This is a genomic window from Spiroplasma endosymbiont of Polydrusus pterygomalis (assembly GCF_964030635.1).
GTDB lineage: Bacteria > Bacillota_I > Bacilli_A > Mycoplasmatales > Mycoplasmataceae > Spiroplasma.
The window spans coordinates 648,612-669,637 of sequence record NZ_OZ034909.1; the positions used below are offsets into that span (position 1 = coordinate 648,612).

The 21,026-nt window shown below is 25.6% G+C and carries 25 protein-coding genes; 20 read left to right on the plus strand and 5 right to left on the minus strand.

Annotated features, from left to right (window positions below; translation table 4 throughout):
* Nucleotides 1-7: 7 nt before the first annotated feature.
* The gene (locus ACQH23_RS04220) at nucleotides 8-256 is read right to left on the minus strand and encodes a hypothetical protein (protein ID WP_425379037.1); all 249 of its coding nucleotides are present in this window, start codon (nucleotides 254-256) and stop codon (nucleotides 8-10) included.
* Nucleotides 257-317: 61 nt separating this feature from the next.
* Between ACQH23_RS04220 and ACQH23_RS04225 the strand changes: the two genes are divergently transcribed.
* The 5 genes from ACQH23_RS04225 to ACQH23_RS04245 all read left to right on the plus strand — a co-directional run bounded on the left by ACQH23_RS04225 (nucleotide 318) and on the right by ACQH23_RS04245 (nucleotide 5,749).
* Nucleotides 318-581 (plus strand): hypothetical protein, encoded by a 264-nt coding sequence (locus ACQH23_RS04225; protein WP_425377654.1) that lies wholly within the window; start codon nucleotides 318-320, stop codon nucleotides 579-581.
* Nucleotides 582-667: 86 nt separating this feature from the next.
* A complete protein-coding gene (locus tag ACQH23_RS04230) occupies nucleotides 668-916 on the plus strand; it encodes a hypothetical protein (protein WP_425379037.1) in 249 nt (82 codons plus the stop codon).
* A gap of 165 nt (nucleotides 917-1,081) precedes the next feature.
* Nucleotides 1,082-3,919 (plus strand): excinuclease ABC subunit UvrA, encoded by a 2,838-nt coding sequence (gene uvrA / locus ACQH23_RS04235; RefSeq protein WP_425379036.1) that lies wholly within the window; start codon nucleotides 1,082-1,084, stop codon nucleotides 3,917-3,919.
* 9 nt (nucleotides 3,920-3,928) lie between these two features.
* Nucleotides 3,929-5,053, plus strand: a complete 1,125-nt coding sequence (locus tag ACQH23_RS04240) for a bifunctional folylpolyglutamate synthase/dihydrofolate synthase (protein ID WP_425379038.1) — start codon at nucleotides 3,929-3,931, stop codon at nucleotides 5,051-5,053.
* A 3-nt stretch (nucleotides 5,054-5,056) separates the two neighbouring features.
* Nucleotides 5,057-5,749, plus strand: a complete 693-nt coding sequence (locus ACQH23_RS04245; protein WP_425379039.1) for a folate family ECF transporter S component — start codon at nucleotides 5,057-5,059, stop codon at nucleotides 5,747-5,749.
* A gap of 107 nt (nucleotides 5,750-5,856) precedes the next feature.
* On the opposite strand, the gene ACQH23_RS04250 is transcribed toward ACQH23_RS04245, so the two are convergent.
* Complete coding sequence (locus ACQH23_RS04250) at nucleotides 5,857-6,003, minus strand: hypothetical protein (protein WP_425378742.1); 147 nt, start codon at nucleotides 6,001-6,003, stop codon at nucleotides 5,857-5,859.
* A gap of 128 nt (nucleotides 6,004-6,131) precedes the next feature.
* Between ACQH23_RS04250 and ACQH23_RS04255 the strand changes: the two genes are divergently transcribed.
* On the plus strand, nucleotides 6,132-7,349 hold the full coding sequence (locus tag ACQH23_RS04255) for an IS3 family transposase (protein ID WP_425379040.1): 1,218 nt from the start codon (nucleotides 6,132-6,134) through the stop codon (nucleotides 7,347-7,349).
* Between the two features lie 495 nt (nucleotides 7,350-7,844).
* On the opposite strand, the gene ACQH23_RS04260 is transcribed toward ACQH23_RS04255, so the two are convergent.
* Nucleotides 7,845-8,090 carry a ferredoxin gene (locus tag ACQH23_RS04260; protein ID WP_425379041.1) on the minus strand — a complete coding sequence of 82 codons (246 nt, stop codon included), beginning with the start codon at nucleotides 8,088-8,090 and terminating at the stop codon, nucleotides 7,845-7,847.
* A gap of 166 nt (nucleotides 8,091-8,256) precedes the next feature.
* Here ACQH23_RS04260 and ACQH23_RS04265 point away from each other — a divergent pair, with 166 nt between their 5' ends.
* Nucleotides 8,257-9,063, plus strand: coding sequence for a UPF0236 family transposase-like protein (locus ACQH23_RS04265; RefSeq protein WP_425379042.1), 807 nt, complete (start codon nucleotides 8,257-8,259; stop codon nucleotides 9,061-9,063).
* Nucleotides 9,064-9,091: 28 nt separating this feature from the next.
* The gene (locus tag ACQH23_RS04270) at nucleotides 9,092-9,712 is read left to right on the plus strand and encodes a UPF0236 family transposase-like protein (protein WP_425379043.1); all 621 of its coding nucleotides are present in this window, start codon (nucleotides 9,092-9,094) and stop codon (nucleotides 9,710-9,712) included.
* 241 nt (nucleotides 9,713-9,953) lie between these two features.
* Here ACQH23_RS04270 and ACQH23_RS04275 read toward each other — a convergent pair whose 3' ends face one another.
* Entirely contained in the window at nucleotides 9,954-10,913 is a 960-nt protein-coding gene (locus ACQH23_RS04275) for a transposase (RefSeq protein ID WP_425379044.1), read from the minus strand.
* A gap of 199 nt (nucleotides 10,914-11,112) precedes the next feature.
* Between ACQH23_RS04275 and ACQH23_RS04280 the strand changes: the two genes are divergently transcribed.
* Nucleotides 11,113-12,279 carry a hypothetical protein gene (locus tag ACQH23_RS04280; protein WP_425379045.1) on the plus strand — a complete coding sequence of 389 codons (1,167 nt, stop codon included), beginning with the start codon at nucleotides 11,113-11,115 and terminating at the stop codon, nucleotides 12,277-12,279.
* A gap of 238 nt (nucleotides 12,280-12,517) precedes the next feature.
* Here ACQH23_RS04280 and ACQH23_RS04285 read toward each other — a convergent pair whose 3' ends face one another.
* Nucleotides 12,518-13,498, minus strand: coding sequence for an IS30 family transposase (locus ACQH23_RS04285; protein ID WP_425379046.1), 981 nt, complete (start codon nucleotides 13,496-13,498; stop codon nucleotides 12,518-12,520).
* A 302-nt stretch (nucleotides 13,499-13,800) separates the two neighbouring features.
* On the opposite strand from ACQH23_RS04285, the gene ACQH23_RS04290 reads away from it, so the two are divergent.
* From ACQH23_RS04290 to ACQH23_RS04340, 11 genes are all read left to right on the plus strand, one after another.
* On the plus strand, nucleotides 13,801-14,199 hold the full coding sequence (locus tag ACQH23_RS04290) for a hypothetical protein (RefSeq protein ID WP_425379047.1): 399 nt from the start codon (nucleotides 13,801-13,803) through the stop codon (nucleotides 14,197-14,199).
* A complete protein-coding gene (locus tag ACQH23_RS04295) occupies nucleotides 14,192-15,196 on the plus strand; it encodes a PBSX family phage terminase large subunit (RefSeq protein ID WP_425379048.1) in 1,005 nt (334 codons plus the stop codon). Before ACQH23_RS04290 ends, ACQH23_RS04295 begins: the two co-directional genes overlap by 8 nt.
* Before the next feature lie 155 nt (nucleotides 15,197-15,351).
* Nucleotides 15,352-15,654 carry a hypothetical protein gene (locus ACQH23_RS04300; protein WP_425379049.1) on the plus strand — a complete coding sequence of 101 codons (303 nt, stop codon included), beginning with the start codon at nucleotides 15,352-15,354 and terminating at the stop codon, nucleotides 15,652-15,654.
* Nucleotides 15,654-15,932: a hypothetical protein gene (locus tag ACQH23_RS04305; protein ID WP_253301740.1), complete on the plus strand. Its 279-nt coding sequence runs from the start codon at nucleotides 15,654-15,656 to the stop codon at nucleotides 15,930-15,932. The genes ACQH23_RS04300 and ACQH23_RS04305 overlap by 1 nt, the downstream gene beginning before the upstream one ends.
* Nucleotides 15,925-16,449, plus strand: coding sequence for a hypothetical protein (locus tag ACQH23_RS04310; protein ID WP_425379050.1), 525 nt, complete (start codon nucleotides 15,925-15,927; stop codon nucleotides 16,447-16,449). The genes ACQH23_RS04305 and ACQH23_RS04310 overlap by 8 nt, the downstream gene beginning before the upstream one ends.
* 48 nt (nucleotides 16,450-16,497) lie before the next feature.
* Nucleotides 16,498-16,761, plus strand: coding sequence for a hypothetical protein (locus ACQH23_RS04315; RefSeq protein ID WP_425377654.1), 264 nt, complete (start codon nucleotides 16,498-16,500; stop codon nucleotides 16,759-16,761).
* Between the two features lie 173 nt (nucleotides 16,762-16,934).
* Nucleotides 16,935-17,618, plus strand: a complete 684-nt coding sequence (locus ACQH23_RS04320) for an IS3 family transposase (protein WP_425379051.1) — start codon at nucleotides 16,935-16,937, stop codon at nucleotides 17,616-17,618.
* A 113-nt stretch (nucleotides 17,619-17,731) separates the two neighbouring features.
* A complete protein-coding gene (locus tag ACQH23_RS04325) occupies nucleotides 17,732-18,607 on the plus strand; it encodes a hypothetical protein (protein WP_425379052.1) in 876 nt (291 codons plus the stop codon).
* A 45-nt stretch (nucleotides 18,608-18,652) separates the two neighbouring features.
* Nucleotides 18,653-19,138 (plus strand): hypothetical protein, encoded by a 486-nt coding sequence (locus tag ACQH23_RS04330; RefSeq protein ID WP_425379053.1) that lies wholly within the window; start codon nucleotides 18,653-18,655, stop codon nucleotides 19,136-19,138.
* Nucleotides 19,139-19,144: 6 nt separating this feature from the next.
* Nucleotides 19,145-20,062 (plus strand): hypothetical protein, encoded by a 918-nt coding sequence (locus ACQH23_RS04335; RefSeq protein WP_425379054.1) that lies wholly within the window; start codon nucleotides 19,145-19,147, stop codon nucleotides 20,060-20,062.
* Nucleotides 20,052-21,020, plus strand: coding sequence for a hypothetical protein (locus tag ACQH23_RS04340; protein WP_425379055.1), 969 nt, complete (start codon nucleotides 20,052-20,054; stop codon nucleotides 21,018-21,020). Before ACQH23_RS04335 ends, ACQH23_RS04340 begins: the two co-directional genes overlap by 11 nt.
* Nucleotides 21,021-21,026 lie beyond the last annotated feature (6 nt).

Consider the following 21,026-nt stretch of genomic DNA (forward strand, 5'->3'; position numbering starts at 1 on the left):
CGCAAAATTATTTAATTAATAATGTTTGTAATGTATATTGATTATTTCAAGGATGATTTGGTTTTGGTTTATGTGCTTTAGATTTGGGAACTTTGTTTTCAATATTTTTAATAGGAACCGGAATGTATTCTAATAAATTATATATTTGATTGTTATATTTTAAATATAATGTTTCATCAAATGCTTTAATTACTGTAATTTTTGTTTTTGAATTAAAGACTTTTAACTTTTTATTATTATAAGCTATAGACTGCACCCAAAAAAGTAAGCAAAGAAAAAAAATCTTTGCTAAACTTTTAAAGGAGGTGCATTTTTATATGGCAAGAAAAGGACAAAAATTTAATAAATATACAGCAGATTTTCGAAAAAGGATAGGACAAGAGGTTAAAAATAATAGTATAAGTTTTATTGCAAAAAAATATGCAATTAATAAAAAAACTGTTGCTTCATGGTATGAAAATTTTAAGAAAGGAATTTTAAACACCAATAAAGGTCCAAAAGAATCATTTGAAAAAAGAGATTTAAACTATTACAAAGTTAGGTATGAATTACTAAAAAAGCTTCATGACTTTTACAATTAAATAAAAGAAAAATTGTATCTTTTATCAAAGAATAGACTGCACCCAAAAAAGTAAGCAAAGATTTTTTTCTTTGCTTACTTTTTTGGGTGCAGTCTATAGCTTATAATAATAAAAAGTTAAAAGTCTTTAATTCAAAAACAAAAATTACAGTAATTAAAGCATTTGATGAAACATTATATTTAAAATATAACAATCAAATATATAATTTATTAGAATACATTCCGGTTCCTATTAAAAATATTGAAAACAAAGTTCCCAAATCTAAAGCACATAAACCAAAACCAAATCATCCTTGAAATAATCAATATACATTACAAACATTATTAATTAAATAATTTTGCGAAATTTTTGTTAGATAACTATTACGAAATTATCACAAGATAAGGACATTAAAAGAAAAATTATATGGAATACTTATTTTATTGTGTTATAATTAAGTTAAATAAAGTGTGTCACTTGAATTTACAATTTACTAAATAAATAATTAAGAGGGTGAAAGAATGGGAAAAGATTGAATAGTTGTTAAAGGGGCACGGGAAAATAATTTAAAAAATATTGATGCTGAAATTCCAAAAAATAAGTTAGTTGTTTTTACTGGTTTATCAGGAAGTGGAAAATCATCATTAGCTTTTAGTACGATTTATGCGGAAGGTCGTCGTCGTTATATTGAAAGTTTATCAAGTTATGCTCGTCAATTTTTGGGGGGTAATGAAAAACCAGATGTTGATGCAATTGAAGGACTATCCCCAGCGATTTCGATAGATCAAAAGACAACTAGTCATAATCCTCGTAGTACCGTTGGAACAGTTACCGAAATTTATGATTACTTACGATTATTATATGCTCGTGTTGGGACGCCATATTGTATTAACGATCATGGGGTTATTAAGTCAGTAACAATTAAAGAAATAATAAATAATTTAAAACAACTTTTAAACGAAGGGAAAAAGTTTATGATTTTATCACCTGTTGTGCGTGATAAAAAAGGAAGTTTTAAAGATTTATTTGCTCGCTTAAAACAAGAAAGTTTTATTCGGGTAAAAGTTAATGATGAGATAAGAACTTTAGACGAGGAAATTGAGTTAGATAAGAATAAACGCCAAAATATTGATATTATTATTGACCGTTTGGTTTATAAAGATACCGAAGATTTATTGAGTCGAATTCACGATGCAATTGAAGTCGCTTTAAAATATGGCAATGCTTTAGTCAAAATTGATTTTGTTGATCAAAAGAAAGAAATGCTTTTTTCAACTAATTATTCATGTAGTATTTGTGGTTTTGTAATTTCGGAATTAGAACCACGTTTATTTTCGTTTAACTCACCCGCGGGGGCTTGTAATGAATGTAAAGGATTAGGTGTAAAATTAGAAGTTGATGAGGATTTATTAATTCCTAATAGGTCATTGTCGATTTTACAAGGAGCCATTATTTATTTAAAAAATATTGTTAATACCACAAATATTGAATGACAAAAATTTAAGGTTTTAGCTAATCATTATCATATTATGTTAGAAGAGCCAGTTAGTGATTTAACAAAGGAACAGTTAGAATATTTAATTCGGGGTAGTGATGAACCAATTGAATATAATTTAAAAACAGCGAGTGGTAATATTATACGGGGTTATGATTATATTGAAGGAATTGGTCAGTTAATTGAACGGCGTTATACGGAAACAACAAGTGAATCAGCACGGGAATATTATAAGCAATTTATGACTGATAAAAAATGTGCAACTTGTTTAGGGAAACGGTTAAATGAAATCCCGTTGTCGGTTAAGATTAATAATATTAGTATTTCGGAATTTACTGATTTGTCAGTTGAAGACGAATTAAAAGAAGTGTTAAATTTAAGTTTAACCGATTACCAACAAGAAATTGCCCGCTTAATTATTAATGAATTAGTTAATCGTTTAGATTTTTTAAGCCGGGTTGGTTTGGGCTATTTAACATTGTCACGAAATGCGTCAACATTATCCGGGGGAGAAGCGCAACGGATTAGATTGGCAACCCAAATTGGGAGTCAGTTAACTGGCGTCCTGTATGTCTTAGATGAACCCTCAATTGGTTTACATCAACGTGATAATGACAAACTAATTGAAACCTTAAAAAGTTTGCGTGATTTAGGGAACACCTTAATTGTTGTTGAACATGATGAAGATACAATTCGGGCTAGTGACTATGTGATTGATATTGGCCCACGAGCAGGAATTAATGGTGGTGAAGTTGTTGCCGCGGGGAATATTGAAGATATTAAACAAAATCCTAATTCAATTACGGGGAAATATTTAACAGGGGAATTAACAATTGCTGTTCCAAATAAACGTCGTGGTGGCAATGGTTTAGTTTTAGAAATTAAAGGGGCACGGGAAAATAATTTAAAAAGTATTAATGTCACAATTCCTTTAAATAAATTTATTTGTTTAACAGGAGTCTCTGGAAGTGGTAAGTCAACTTTAATGAATGAAATCTTATGAAAGGGTGTTAAGAAAAATTTAGGTTTAGCAACCGAACGTCCAGGTGCACATGATAAAATTGTTGGAATTGATAATATTGATAAAGTAATTAATATTTCCCAAGATCCAATTGGGAAAACGCCACGTAGTAATCCTGCCACTTATACTTCGGTGTTTGATGATATTCGAGATTTATTTACTAATACTAACGAAGCCAAAGCACGGGGTTATTTAAAAGGACGTTTTTCTTTTAATGTTCCGGGGGGGCGTTGTGAGAATTGTCGGGGTGATGGAATTATTAAAATTTCAATGCACTTTTTACCAACCGTTTATGTTGCTTGTGAAGTTTGTGAGGGGAAACGTTATAATGATGAAACATTATTAGTTAAATTTAAAGAGAAAAATATTTACGATGTGTTAGAAATGACCGTTGACCAGGCTTGTGAATTTTTTGCAGCGCAATCAAAAATTAATCAGAAGTTAGCAACAATGCAAGAAGTTGGTTTGGGCTATATTAAATTGGGACAATCAGCAACCGAACTATCTGGTGGAGAAGCGCAACGAGTTAAATTATCAACTTTCTTACTTAAACGAACAACAGGAAAAACGTTATTTTTATTGGATGAGCCAACAACAGGGTTACATGTTGATGATGTTAAAAGACTATTAGTTGTTTTAAATAAAATTGTTGATAATGGCGATACGGCTATTACAATTGAGCATAACTTAGATGTTATTAAGATGGCGGATTATATTATTGATTTAGGACCAGAAGGTGGTATTGGCGGTGGAACTGTTGTTGCAACCGGGACACCAGAACAAATTGTTTTAAAAAGTGATATCAGTTATACGGCTCAATATTTAAAACCATTATTAAAATAAGGTTCTGCAATGGATGTTAAAAAGAAACTTTTTAAAGTAACGTTATTTCAAAAAAAATATAATTTAGCAATATTATTAACAGAAAAATATGCTAATTCCCAAAATAACATTAAAGTTATTAGTGTTGTTGGTACAAATGGGAAAGGATCAGTTTCAAACTACTTACAGAAGCAATTAATGTTAAATTATCACCGCGTTGGTATTTTTACTTCCCCCGCTTTTTTAAGTCATAATGAGCGGATTAAAATTAATAACAAGGTTATTAGTGATAAGGATTTAAAACGAATTATAAAAGAAATTAAACCCGAAATTAAGAAATATCAATTAACCTTTTTTGAAATTTGGGTTTTAATTTGCATTAAGTATTTTTTAGAGCAAAAAATTGAGATTGCCGTTATTGAAGCGGGAATTGGTGGGACCTTAGATGCGACTAATGTTTTTAATAACAAACTGGCTGTTTTATTAACCTCAATTGGTTATGATCATACCGAAGTATTAGGGAATAATTTGGAAAGTATTATTCAAAATAAAGTTGGGATTGTGAAAAATAATTGCAACCTTTTTATTAGTGCAAGTTGTAAAAAGGATTTTCCATTAATTGCAAAATATCTTGATTCGGATAGAATTATTACAAGCGAAGTTTACCCGCAAGCAATCAACTATTATCAAGAGTTTAATGTTGGTCTAGTGATTAAATTTTTAAAGGTCTTTAATTTGAAAGTTAATTATGAGCTTTTTAAAGTAAACCCTGTTTTAGGACGCTTTACGCAATTAAGTAAAAATCCATATTTCATTATTGATGGAGCACATAATCCTGAAGGAATTCGGGCTTGTATTCATACTTTTGAAATGTTACATAATTTGAACCGCAATGAAGTGCTATTGTTATATGCTTCATCCCAAAAAAAAGATTATATGCAGAATTTAACATTATTAAAAGAACATTTTGGAAATAATTTATATATTACTGAATTTCACCATCCAATGACATGAAAGATTAATAATATTAAGATGGGGAATAAGGTTAAAAATTGGAAAAAATTATTATCACAAAATAAAACAAAGAATATTTTAGTTTGTGGGTCGCTGTATTTTATTCCGTTAGTTTATCAGTTTTATTTAGAAAGGGTGTAAGAGATGTTATATTTATTAACAAATATTGGAGCTTGAATAGGAACTGCAATTTTATTTGGAATTGGATTTTTATTAGATTATAAAAATTTAAAAAAAATTAATATTTTAACAATTACTATTACTAGTTTATTAATTGCTTTATCAGTTATTTTAACGAATTTAATTGGTTATACAATTCCAATTGTCGGAGGGATTAAGTTAGCCTTAGGTAACTTCTTAATTTTTGTAACTGCAATGTTATTTGGACCTTTTTTTGGGGTTTTAAGTGGGATTGTTACTGATACTTTAGAAGCTTTAGTTAATATTTCTGGAATGTATCATGGTGGTTTTGCTTTTAATCTTGCTTTTTATGGTTTTCTGGGAAGTATGGTGTTTCTTTTCAAAAGTGAAAAATTATTAATTATGAAAATAATTATTTTATATATAATTGCTTTTGTTGTAATTTCATTTGGTCTGAATGTGTTATGATTATATTCAATTGGTTGAAACCAAGTTATTTTAGGGGCAACTTTTATTGTCAAAGCAATTAAGTTTCCAATTCAAATGGTAATTTATTTACCAATGATAATTTCTAGTTTTACTATTTTATACAAATTAATTACCGCTCGTCATAGTATTACGTTATGATGTATGCAAAAAGGAGACTTAATATTAACCCCAATTAAGTTTAAAAAACAAAAATCATATAGTATTTAAAATTTGTCTTTAATTTTGTATAAAAATCTTGATAAAGTCAAAAAAATCATCAATATGACAATTTGAAAACGAATTTGATGGAAGATTATTATTGTTCTTTAACTTTTTTAGATGTTAAAATATAATACCGTTGCTTGTTGGTTTGGTGTTAAACCTTTGTGTTGGTATTTTCATTTTCAGAGATTTAAATAATTTTGAATGTTAGTAAAACCTAAACCATGATAATATACTTCTTGCGATACTATGATAATCATTGCAAATTAATTCATAAAAAAAAATACAAATAGGAATTTATACTGCAATGTTTCTTTTAACTGAGATATATAAATAAAAATTTTTCTAGATTATTATTAATATATAAAGTTAGGAGAAACATTTTTATATGGCTAAAGGTAAAATAAAAGGGTCTAAAGATCATTTTTTTGAATTTAAAGAAAAAATTGTTAATGAATACTCAATTAACAATAAATCTTATAGTGAAATAGCAAAAGAATATCATATTAGTTTAGCAACTATTTCAAAATGAGTAAATCAATTTCAACAAAATAAAGAAATTCTAAAAGAACGAAAAAAGCGAAAAGATTTTGAATTAAATAAGTTTAAAAACCCCTTAGAACGTGAAAACTATTTATTAAAAAAAGAAAATGAAAGAATAAAAGCTGAGAATGAAGTTTTAAAAAAGCTTGAAGCTCTTCCAAAGATAAAAACAAAAACAAACATTAGAAAACAAATTGCTTTTATTAAATCAGAATTGCAAGTTTCAAAAATTACTTTATCATGATATTTAAAAGAATTAAGAATTTCATATGATACTTGAAATAAATATTCAAAAAATTGTGATGAATATCAACCAAATATTGATTATTCAATATATGAAATAATTAAAGCAATTCATAGAGAAAATAGTATTAAAGGACACAGACAAATTAAATTATCTTTGGAAGAGCAAAAAATTAATGTGTCGAATTCAACAGTTTATCGTTATATGAAATTAGCTAATAGAATTTCTAGTGTAATAATTAAAACAAGAAAAAAAATTAATCATTTCTTAAAAATGACAAATGAACATATTCGACATAAATATCTATTAAAACGTAATTTTAAAGCTGAAAAAACTAATCAAAAGTGATCAATTGATATTACGTATGTTAAAACAATCACAGAATGAGTATATTTATTTGCAATCAAGGATTTATTTAGTAATTTAATAGTAAATTATTCTTTAACAACAACTCCAACAGTAAATTGAGTAAATAATTGTATCAAAGAAGCAATTATTAAAAGAAAAATAATCAAAGGTGAATTAACTATTAATTCTGATCAAGGTATTCATTTCACTTCAAAAGCTTATGAAAAATTATTAAAAAAACACGGTATAAATATAAGTATGTCAAGAAGAGGCAATTGTTTAGATAATTCACCGATTGAAAATTGATTTTCAATTCTTAAAACCGAGAACTCAGAATTATCACACTGTAAAAATATTTTAGAAGTAAAAAATATTGTAGATAATTATATAATTCATTATAATGAAAAAAGAAAAATTTTAAATTTAAAAATGCCACCACTTCAATATGAAATGAAAGCATTTTTTAATTAAAATTCTCAGTTATCTGAAACTGTACAAATAGGAATTTATACCTCTTATTAATTTAATTCTTATAAAGACTATAAGAATTAAATTAATAAGAGGTATAAATTCCTATTTGTATTTTTTCTTTATGAATTAATTTGCAATGATTGGATAGGTTACAATATGGATAGGTTACAATAAGTTGGACCATATTTATTTGGACTTTCAAATAAATATGGTCCAACTTATTGTAACCTATCCATATTGTAATGAGGATAAGAATAAAGAACTTAGTTTAACCGAACTTTATTTAAAGTGTTTTGCCATTTGTGCGGAATTAATTAAAATCAAACGCCAGAAAGTTATTTTAAAGTGTTAAATCAATATTTTATCATTGCTGAACAGTTAAAATTTACTGAAGACGATTTAATTACTGCTTATAATAAAAAACAAAATTAATTTTGCCCGTCAAGAAAATAATTATTAAAAAAATGTTTTATAATTTCCTTATAAAACATTTTTTTAATCAGTATCCAAAATACTTTTGCGGTTTTCTTTAAATTCTTCTAATGTTTTAATAAAAATTGCCGCTGTCGGACAAACCATTTGCCCTTCAAATAGTTCTTTGTCATTGTCAATTGTATTTGCAAAGCCATCATCATCCATAAAAAATGTTTCAGTTTCATCAATCATAATACAGTTACCACAAGAAATACATAAGTCAGTATTTACATATGTTCTTTTTTTTGATATATCACGATTTTCCATCTTTATCACTCCATTATTTTTGTTATTATAATAACAAAAATTTTCTTTAATTTTGTCGAAAACTCTCTTTAATTTTGTCGAGATTGTGTTGCCAAAGTTGGGGAAAATAAAAAAGAAAGTTTTCAGTATAATTAAGTTTGAAAAAAATTAGAAAGAAAACTATCCTATGAATATTATAACTAGAATCCAAGAGTTTTTAAACGAAAATAATAACTTTTTTATTGATTTAATTAATGAAATTAGCCCCAATATCCCTATTACAACACTATTATCCTATTTAAAAAATGAAATTAGTTCTGAAGCTTGAATACTATTTAAAAATATTTTTGAATATATTGATAACTATATTTTTAATAAGGACTGACGGAAAGCACGTTATATTCCAAAAGGATTTTATCAACGAACTTTGGTTTTTCGTAATGGTGAAGTTACTTTTAAACGACGAAAATATATCTTAAAACCAGAATTTCAAGTGGCAAAAAAACCAAAAACGGTCTTTTTACTTGATATTCAATTAGGGATTGAAAGTTATCAGCGACTTGATTATGATTTTTCGTTAGAAATAATCAGCAAATTAGGCATAAATTTTAGTTATCAAGATATTTGTAATATGTATCGGAATGCTAACATAACAAAAAAAACAATTTTTAACCTTATTAAACGGTTTGATATTAAACATTTGTTAGAACTAATGCTAGATGAACCAGATACAAAACTAAAACATGATGGGGTTATTTATATTGAAACCGATGAAGCATATCGCAATGCCATTAGTTATCAAATCAAAAAACGATTAAAAATTAAGAAAAGAATCCGTTTAACCGTCTTTCATACTGGTTATAAAGATCCTAAAACAATACGAAAAACAATGCATAATTTCAAATTTCTAGTAACAATGACTAATGAAGTTAAAAAAATTAACTCTAAAAAATACTGACAAGGAATTAAAGAATTTATTAACTTAAATTATTAATCACCCGAGACAGCTAAAATTATTGTGCTTGGTTGATGGTGCACAATATATTTCAACGGTTGAAAAACACATCAATGTTGAATTTATCATTGATCGTTTCCATGTTATTAAAAAAATTAAAGATTGTCTCCGTGGTCCACGATATTATAAACGTTATTTATTTAATAAAATTAGAAAAGCAATTCTAAAATTAAACTGAAACAAGGTTACAAAATACCTTGAATGAGCTTATCAGCTTGTTAAAACCGAAGAAGCGAAAGGAAAGTTACAAGAAATATCTAATTATTTAAGAACATACTATGGAGCAATTCAAAAATGAGAATATCAAGAAAATATTGGTTGTCGCATTGAAAGTTATATTGCTCGAATTATTAAAGTAATGTTTCGTTCAAAACCAAAAATATTTAATGAAAAAACGATTTACAAAGTAATGTTATTAAAACAATTGACAGCTAATGGGATTAATCCCTTTCAAGAACTAACAGAAATTAAAAATCTTCAAGTAAAAAATGAACAAATTACTTGAAGATGAATATTTAAAAAGATGAATAATCCAGAAGTTAAACAATATAACTTACCAATATTCACCGCTTCTACATTATCAAATACTAAAACTCTTTTAAAGAAAATAGTTTATAATTATTATTAGAACTTAATGCTGAAAACTTTTCCCCAACATTTTACACGCTACCTTTAACAAATAAAAATGGAAATAACAGACCGCTATTTTCATAAACAAACATTATAATAATTGATAAACACATTTTAAGTTTTTAATTTTGTCGAAAATCTTTAATTTTGTATAAAACTCTTGATAAAGTCAAAAAAATCATCAATATGACAATTTGAAAACGAATTTGATGGAAGATTATTATTGTTCTTTAACTTTTTTAGATGTTAAAATATAATACCGTTGCTTGTTGGTTTGGTGTTAAACCTTTGTGTTGGTATTTTCATTTTCAGAGATTTAAATAATTTTGAATGTTAGTAAAACCTAAACCATGATAATGAATTAAGGCTTCTTTAAGACTTGCTTGTAATTTAATAATTTTATTTAATTTTCGATAACTGGCATCAGGATTTGTCCTAGTTTTAGTGGCATATAAAGTAGAACTTGTTTGTTTTGCTACTAATAAATATAATGGTTGCATATCAGAAATAATAATGGAATTTTTGTTAATTAATTTTGTATTCATATTTTCAATAATTCACTGTTTTTGTAATCGTTTGGTATTAGTGGATTGAACAAAAATATTATTATTAGTATCAACCGCCATTTGAATAAAACATTTAGTGTTAGTGGAAAATGGATCAAGATGATTTTTTCGTTTATCAAATTTATCTTTAAAATTACCTTTATGGATTTTTTTAATAAATGTTTCATTGATTTGTATTTGGCCATTTAATTTTTTAAATTTTAATTGAGTATTTTCTAATTGTTTTGATTGCATTAATTTTTGGCGATTATATCAAGCTGTTTTGGGTGTTGTTTTAATAAAACGGGAAATTACTTTACTAGATTGTCCTAGCAATGAAATTTGAATTAATAAATTTCATTGTTCATAATTTAAATGACTTCAATAAGTAAAATGATGACGAAAAGGATCAAAACTAGCCCGACATTTTTTGCATAAATATTTTTGTTTTCCTTCGGGATTATGGCCATTTTTAACACAATGATAAGATTTGCAATTAGGGCATTTAATACCTTTCTCTCTAAATTTTTGATCAATTTTATTTAAGCGTTTTTGTTTTTTGATTAATTCTGCTTCTTTTTTAACTTTTTCATAAAATTCTAAAAATTGATCATCTGTTAAACTATTTATTAATTCTGCAAGTATTTTTTCCATCAATTATTTACCTCTCTTGATATTTATAAAATATACCTAATTTTAGGTATATTTTATAAATATCAAGAGTTTTCTACAAAATTAAAAAAACTCTTTAACTTTTTTTATGTTTAGTGTAAGATATAATCAATAATTTTAAAGGAAAAGTGAAATTATATCAATATTAGCAAAAAAGAGATTGGATTAGGTAAGTATAAATATGGCAGATCAGGTTAACGCAGAGGGACAACTGCTACAAAAAGAAAAATTTACAAAAAATGAATTATATACAATTCGAACAAAGCGACGTATTATTTTAGGGATTTTATATGGATTAATTTCTGCTGTTGGGTATTCTATTGTCCCCTTAATGTTATATATTATTCCAACACATGGATCACCCTATAGAGATTTAACATCACCAATTAATGCTACTTTTTATGTTACAGCGCAAGAAATAATGGCATTTTTTGTGATGTTTATTTTTTATAAGCCTAAAAATTTTATTAATTTTTTTAAATTACTTCGTCATAAAGAAACATGACTAGTTGTTTTATATGGTTTCTTAGGTGGCCCAGTTGCGATGGTTTTTTTTCAATTATCACTATTATTAACAATTACTAATCATGGTGGAACAGATGGAACAGTGCCAGGATTATTATTAAACTTAAATGTTATTTTAGCGGCGGTTGGAAGTGCTACTTTCTTTCGTGCTCGTCAAAGTAAATATACTTGGACTGCATTAGCAATTTCAACATTTTTAATTATCGGAATGTCAATTCATTTTGCCCTTGAAGAAGGATTAGATTGATCGTCGATTGGCGGGATGTGTTTAGCTTTAGTAACAGCTGCTTTTTATGCAATGGAAGCAGTAGGGATGTCGCATTTAATGAGTTCTTCTAAAATTAAGTTTTCAAATCATGAGACAGTTTCTATTAAGACGGGATCTTCAGCATTATTAATGTTATTATTGGTAACTCCAATTGCCGCGGTTTTTTCTCATCAAAGTTTCGTAGATGGGTATAAAGTTTTTGCGAATTTTCAATATTACGATTATGCTTTAATTATCCTTGCGGGGGGAATTATTATGGGTAGTTCGCGAATGTTATATTATGCTTGTTTAGCAATGGCTGGACCAACTTATACAACTTCAACCCAATTGTTAATGTTCTTTTGAACGCCTGTTTTTCAATATATTTTTATTGCAGCAAATGTTCCAAATGAGATTGCACCACCAACATGATATTATTGAATTTATGTTGTGTCAATTGTCTTGTGTACTTTTATTATTTCTAGTAATGAGTTTTTGATTCATGCTAGCAAAGTTGGTTGAAAACGAGCCTTTCATGAATTGTTTGGCAAGATTCCCAAACAAAGTCCAAACTAAGATTTAATAAAACCTGAATTGTAAAATTAAATGGGACCTTTAATTTTGTAGAAAACTCTTGATATGGCATTGTGTAGATACAAGCTCCAAATTTGTATCTCTTGTTAAATTGATAATAACATTATTTAAAATAAATGCAACTATTTTTTAAAAAAAATAAATTATTTATAAATTGTTATTATTTTGAACATATTTTGACACACTAAAAAATAATTTATTAAATTTAATTAATAAAAATTTACTTAATATTTTGTAAAAATATTTCTTTTGCACTTACTCAGTTTAAACACGGTCGAAGTTTATCATTTATAACATCAACTACTCAATCTATTTCTTGTTGACTAACATTATTAAAATCAGTTCCTTTTTTAAATCAATGTCTAAATTCACCATTCATATATTCAATTAATGGTTTTTGTTGTGGTGAAGCAGGGTCACAAAAATATACTTGTGTTTCAGCAAATATTTCCATTTCTCTTCATTTACTAAATTCTTTCCCGCGGTCTGTTATTATTCCTTTCATTTTACCCATTAAATTATTACTTACAATCATATCTTTAAATTTTGTTAAAACCTCATTAGCGGTATGATTTTTTAATTTCATTACAAAGTAATTTTTACTTGATTGTTCTACTAAAACTAAACAACTAGATTGATGGTCTTTTCCAACTACGGTATCCATTTCAAATCAGTCAACATTAGATTGCTTATTTTCAATATCTAATATTGATTTAAAATTATTTAATTTACCACGATTATCATATTCCCCCTTTTTCTTATATTTTTTACCATGATTGCGTAAATTTTGTTTATTTAAACCGAATAATTTTAAGTCAATTCATTTATAAAAAGTTTTAACACAAGCAGGAAATTTAACACCAAACTTTATAAAATATCGATGAATAATTTGTGCGGGTGAATTATGAAGAATATTAAATCGTAAATTTAGTCATTCTTTTTGTTCTTCTGTGAATTTGGGGGGCTTTTTAATAGATTTTTTTCGTTTTTTTAAATAATCATTATGTGCTTTACCAACATCATAATCTTCTATATTTTTAAATCTATTAATTTCTCTTTTAACAGTATTAATATCTCTTCCCGTTTGCCTTGATATTTCAGATAAATTAATCGTTCCATTTTTCTTTTTGCAACTATCAGATAACAATAAATCCTTAATAAATCTTCGTTCGTCAAATTTTACATGTGTATAATCTTGCATATATTTGTACATCCATTTCTTTTATTTAAATTCATTTATACACGAATTTTTAAAAAAAGGTATTGACAAATAATTTTAAAGATATATTATTATAATGTAACAAGTATCGAATTTGTATCTCTTTATGCTTGTATACTAAAATAAAAAGTAAATTACTTTACTTTTTATTATTTTGATGTAAAATATAAATGATAAACAAAGAACCGCGATGGTTCTTTGTTATATTTTCAGATATAGTTTACTCTTTTATTTAATCATATTCATTAAATAATAGCAATTTTAGTATGCAAAAAGGAGTAAAAATGAAAGAATTTAATCCAAAAACAGCAAGTTTACGAACATTTTATCGTAAAATAGAGCAGTTTTGACGTGATAAATCACCTAATATCCCCTATACTTTGAATGATTTAACCAATAAATTAAACCTTTCTCGCCATTGAAGACAAGAAATTTATCGGAGCGAGAAGATAGTTGCTTTACTTGAAAAACAAGTTGATAAAATAGAAAGTGAACTTATTAAACAAATGGTTAAAACGCCAGAAGGTACTAGGTTATATTGACAGCGTGCATTTAATCATAAATATTCACTGCAAGAAAAAGAACTTGAAAAAGAATTAAACTTAAATAATCAACAACCAATAATTGTTAATTTACAAACGGATATTAGAGATATTAAAAAAGAAACTGAAAATAATGCTTAATCATTTTACTTATTTGTTAGAAACGCCTTATTGGTTATTACAAAATAGTATTATTGGTAATAAATATCCATTTGCTAAAAAATATGAATTAGTAAATGAAATTAATCAAATTGGAACACGATATAGTCTTACCACTATATCAAATATTAAAATGTTTGGTGAATTATTAAAAATTAGTTTATTAATTAAAGAACCAATTTGTATAATTGCTAGTATGTATTGGAGTAAAGATTTAAAAGATAGTGTATTTCAAAATATATGAAATATGTTAGATGAAAATAATATACCTTATAGTATTAATTTATCAAATTTTACTTTTACTTTATCAAATGGTAGTAAAATATATTGTAAAGGTTTACATTCACCAAGTCGAAAAGAAAAATTAAAAGCATTTGCTGATTTGAATAAGTATAAATTAGTAATTGATTGAAGAGAAGAATGTGACCAATTTCAACAAAAAGATTTAAGTGATTTAGAGTTTGCTATTCGTGGTTATCAAAATAAAATAACAATTAATACGTGTAATCCTGAAAGTTTAAAAAGATATATTTTTGGCTATTGTAATGAATTATTAGCTTTTAATGAAGAAATAATGCGTAGTAAATATGAACAAATTAAATATATTGAAAAATGAAATATGAAAATTATTATTCATTATTCTAGTTGAAGACTTAATTATAAATTACCACAAGATAAAGTTAATGAACAATTAAGATTAGAACAATTAGATATTGAAAGAGCAAGAGTATGGAGTTGAGGATTGCCCGGTAATACTAGTGGTTCAATTTTTGCAAGATATATTGATATTATGCAAGCAACAGATATTATTCAACCAACGAAATTATTAGGTGGTGTTGATATTGCTAACGCGACCAGTCCTAAGGGACATACTACTGCCGCTAGTTTTTGACTATATAATTCATATTTGATAAAAAAGCTTATAAAGCTTCTGAGTATACGCATTCAAATGCTACACAGCAATTTAAAACAGAATTAGAACAAGTAAAAGATATTTTAGAGTTTTATAACAATCAATTAAATCAATATTTTAATTTAATACAGCAGGGTATTAGTATAAATGTTGATGATAGTGCTTATTCAACATTACAAAGTTTAAATAGAGAAAAATATAATTATTCTTTTGGTCAATATATGACATTTAAACCAGCACAAAAACAGAAATTTAAAATAAGACATCGGATTGAAGCATTTACAATGTTAATAAATACAAACCAATTAAAATGATTATGAGAAAAATGTCCTGTAAGTAAAACCCAATATGAATTAATTCAATGAGAAGATAAACCAGATGCCAGAGAAGAACGAATGTTAGACTTATATGATGATACATTTGATAGTGATTTTTATGCTTTACATTTTGAATTAATACCAATGGTTAAACATAATAGTTCAGCAGATTATAAATTATGACAACAAAGGGAGTGAATAACTTAATGAAAAAAGATATTTATGTAATCCATGATGAACGTGTAATAAATGCAAAAAGACCTTATATGTCTGTTTGTGGACAAGTTAAAAAAAGACTTTGTCAAGAATTAAAAAAAGATAATATCGCAATATGTAAATTAAATTTATATAACGAATATATTAAAAAATATCAAAAAGTTAAAGTATGTGTTCAAGTTTTAGCAAATGAGCCAAATTTATTAACAGTAAATATTATTAATTATGCACTTATCTTAAAATTAAAGGAGCAAAATAACCATGAATAATACTTTCCCTAGTTTACCAAACTTAAGTGATATTAATAGTGTTTTAAAATTTTATAATTATGATTGAACAATTAATTTAGCAAATATTATTGCTCGTCATCAAATGCGATTAATAAATGGTAAAGATATTTTATTTAAGTCTCATCGTAAAGATATTTTAGAAAAATTAAATTGATGATATGAAAATTATAAAATAAAAGAAAAATTAGATAAAAATGAATTAACAGCAAGTTTAATGGGTAAAACTATTTTCGGTTTATTAGAGACTAGTGATGGCAATATTGATTTATGAATTAACCCTTTTAACTTTACATCACGTGTAAGTAAAATAAATGAAATTGAACAAGGGGCTGATATTTGATTAAATTATCATCAATCAGACAGTGGATTTATTTTAAATTTAATTTGTACCAAAGATAAAATAGTTATTAAAGGTTGACCAAAAAATAATGAGGTAGTTGTTGGACAAAGTAAAACACAAATTAAAGATGATGTTAGACTGCACCCAAAAAAGTAAGTAAAGAAAAAAAGTCTTTGCTAAACTTTAAAGGAGGTGCATTTTTATATGGCAAGAAAAGGACAAAAATTTAATAAATATACAGCAGATTTTCGAAAAAGGATAGGACAAGAGGTTAAAAATAATAGTATAAGTTTTATTGCAAAAAAATATGCAATTAATAAAAAAACTGTTGCTTCATGGTATGAAAATTTTAAGAAAGGAATTTTAAACACCAATAAAGGTCCAAAAGAATCATTTGAAAAAAGAGATTTAAACTATTACAAAGTTAGGTATGAATTACTAAAAAAGCTTCATGACTTTTACAATTAAATAAAAGAAAAATTGTATTTTTTATCAAAGAAAACCTTAATAAATATCCACTAAATTTATTACTTGATGTAACAAATTTAAAGCGTAGTTATTGAGATAAATATAAAAATTATTCAAGTAATGGTAAGGATAGCGAATCATTAAAGAATATTGTAAAAGTCTATGAAGAAAATTTGAAACAATTTGGTTATCGTCGAATTACCAAATATTTAAAAGAAGATTATGGCATTGTTTATAATGCTAAGAAAGTATTACGAATTATGAAAGAAAATAATATTCAAGCTGAATATGTAAAGCGTATGCGTAGAAAAATATTAATAAAACAAAATAGAAATAAAAATATAATTAAATATCCTGATTTAGTAAATCGTAATTTTAATGATATTAAAGAAAGATTTTCAATTTTATTTACTGATGTAACTTATTTAATTTGAAATGGTAAAAAACATTATCAATCAACAATACTTGATGGATATACTAAAGAAATTATTGATGTAAAATGATCAAAATTTAATAATAACAAACTTGTAATTGATAATTTAAATGCTGCAATTAATAAAATTAAAAAAATAAAAAAAGAGCTAAATAAAACAATAATTCATTCAGATCACGGATATCAATATACATCTAAAGATTATAATAGTAAATGTTTAGATAACAAAATTATAATTTCAATGGGTAAAAATTATCATTGTGCAGACAACATTATTATTGAAAGTTTTCATTCATTACTTAAAAAAGGAACAATCCATAATAAAAATTATAAATCTCATAATGAATATATTAATGATGTTAAAAAATGAAATAAATGATATTCAAACCAAAAAGAAAAAGATATAATAAATGAAAGTTTGTAAACCTTTTTATTAATACTTACTAAACGGGGTGCAGTCTAATATACTCCTGAAGATATTAAGAAATTAACTGATTATACACTTAAAAACCTTAGATAATAAGGGAGTGAAATATTATGGCAACAATTAACTTGCCACAAGTACCTTTTACATTACAAGGTAATACAACAGGACAAAAAGCATATGTTTATATGGTTAACGCTATGCTAAGATGACCATTAATGAATGAGCATGCAAGTATTATGCAATATGCAACAGCAACAGCCGAACAAGTTGCTTGATTACCTAATGCAGGACAAGCATTATATAATTTAACTCATCGTGTGGTATGACAAGATGATTATGGATTACCAAATGGTGGAATAACCCAAACTATGGTATTAACAAGAATTCCAGTTCCGATTGATAAAAGATTTAATTTAAAATTAATGAATGAAGCATTTGACTTAGCAATGATAGAACAAAATATTAAAAATGGTGTTATTGCTGATGCTATTGCTAGTGTTGTCCAGAATAAATTTGTTAACTTAGAATGTGAATTAATTCAAGCTATTTATGATTATTGTTTAGCAGATGGTCAATATGAAGTAATTCCATTTCGTAGTTATACAGCCGATAGTGCCGATGAAGCAAATAAAGCATTCTTTACATTAAATGAAACTTTGATTGAATTAACTAATCAAATTAGTAATTTATATTTTGGTTTCCCAACCGATAAAATGTTTATGGTTTTAGGTCGAAGAGCCTATTTAGGATTAACACCCGCTTATTTAAAAGTAATTGGTTCACAAGCTCAATTAAAAGCAATGGTTAATGGTGAATTATATGAAAATACCGCAATGGGTATTCCGGTATCAAAAAGTTTTCATTTAGAAAAAACATATACAAAAGGACAAGTTAACCGAGATAAAGGTTATAATTTTACTAATGTAAATGGTTTACTTATTAATAAACAAGTATGAGCATATCCAATTAATATGGATACTATTTAACAAGTTTTAGATAATGATACTGCTAATCCTAAATGAATTGGTAAAGTGCAATATGCAACACCAACTATTTTATATCCAAAAACATGTAAGATTATTTTAGAAAAACAACCAACACAAGAAGAAATTGATACTGCTAAAAGTAATTTAAATAAAACATTTAGAGTGCCGGTTGATTATGAAATTTCTACACCAATAAATACAACAAAATCTAATGTAATTTTAACACCAGATGTTGCTAAAATAGATATTAGTAAAATAAATAAATTAGATAAACCAATAATTAATTTACCAGATCCCAAAGATGTTAATGATGGATGATTAAAACCAAAATTGCAAGATGTTGTTTTAAAAGCAGTTAAAACAGTAGATAGTTCTTTAACTGAAAATGATTTTGATTATTCTATTAATCCTAAAGGTGAAGACTGACCAATTGATATTACAAATGATAAAATTGTTGAAGTTTTAATTGAAGGTAAAAACAAAGCAACTGGTAAAACAAAGTCAATTGAAGTAGTAATTAAAAATTCTTAATAAACAATGAATTTATTAATATTACGAATTTTAACTTTATTAACAGAAAATTTAGGAAATAAACCTTTAATAAATAAGTTTGTTAATTTAATTAATAAAGTTAATAAATTTGCGTCATATTATGCTAATCCTTTTCAAAAGATTACAAATAAAGTTGAAGATATTTATCAATGATTAAATCCTTATACTTATTTAAATTTAATTAAAAAAGGTCATCAAAAAGAAATTCAACAAATATTAAGTAAATTAGAAAAAGATAACAATATTAAAAATAAAGAACAATTTAAAAAAGAAAATTATCTAAACACTAATTGACAACCTTTAAATAGTAGTTGGCTTAATAGTGGTATGTTTAATATAACAAATAAGTTAACTTTAACAGGTAATTTAACTATTTTAATATATACAAAAACAGCAAAACACCCGAAGTTTTATGGTCCATATGTTTATCCTGGTGTTCCGGTTGAAATTTGAAAATTATTAAGTAATGCTGTGTCTAATGCAGGAACTTTATTTTGGCGTTATTGATTAATAAAATGATTACCTATTCATTTAAGAGATTATATTAAAAAACGATTACCACAAGAATTAAAAGAAAAATATCCAAAAGGAAATATCAAATTAACATTACCACATATTCAAAAATTACAACAAATTAAAAGGTTTATTAATAATTTAAAGATTGGACACTTTAATTTCAATTTTGATGGTGAAATTAATAATAAAAAATGGTATCGAGAGCGAAAAAGTGATGTTAAAAATATTAAGAATTTATATAAAACACCAGTTAAAAGTATGTTTTATAAAACTAATCAAACTATTTGAAAAATTAAAAAAGTACAAAGAAAAGTTAATAGTTATAAACCATCTAATTTAAGAAATAAATATCGTAATCAATTAAGGGGTGTATTATATGGAAAATAATTTAAATAATTTGTTATTTATAACAGTTGAAGATGTTAAAAAAAGTAAACTTTGACAACCTATTAATGATCGTAAGCAATCTGCTTATAATGATAATTTAATTTATAATGCTATCTTAAAAACTAGTTTATGAATGGATAGATTATCAGGTGGCACAATTTCAGATAAGATTAATAAAAAAGATTTATTTCCATGAGTAAAAAAAGATAATACAGGTTTAATTGAATATGATAAATGATTAAGTTATATTCAATCTGCTTGTTTATTAGCAGTTATGAATTGATATTTACCAAAAGGTGTTAATGATTTAACTGGTAGTGCATCTTTTTCACAAGGTGGAGTTGCTTATTCACAAACTAATGACCCCGAAGCAAATGAAAATATTACTCGTGACTTTAAAAATGCTTTAAAATTAGCTGGTGAAATAATTGATATTATATCTAGTAAAACAGTTACGAGACCATATAATTATCATTTAAGGAATTATGTTCATCCTTGAGAAGAAGAATATAAATATATTACGAAAAAAACATTTTATGACAGTTTATTATTTTATTTAAAAGAACGAGTACAAACTGATAATTCAATAAGTATAACTTATCCAACTATTAATGATTTTTCTAAAATTGATTATAACGAATATATTAAAATTAATATAAATGATTGAGAAATTGTTGACACTAGTGATTTAGATAATACAAGGTTTGATTATGAAATACAAAATTGAGATAAAGAAAATTATAAATACAATATTTGAATTAAAACAAGTAATCAAAATAATTATTATTTATCAACATACAAAAATTTTAAGGGAAAAATAACTGTTGGATCATTTGAATTAGAAGACATTTTTTATCATCGTGTAGAATTAGAAGATGATGGAATTATTGCTATACGTACTGGTGGGACAGATGGAACAATTACTGGTTTACACATTGAAAGAAAAAAAGTAAGTTAGAAAGGA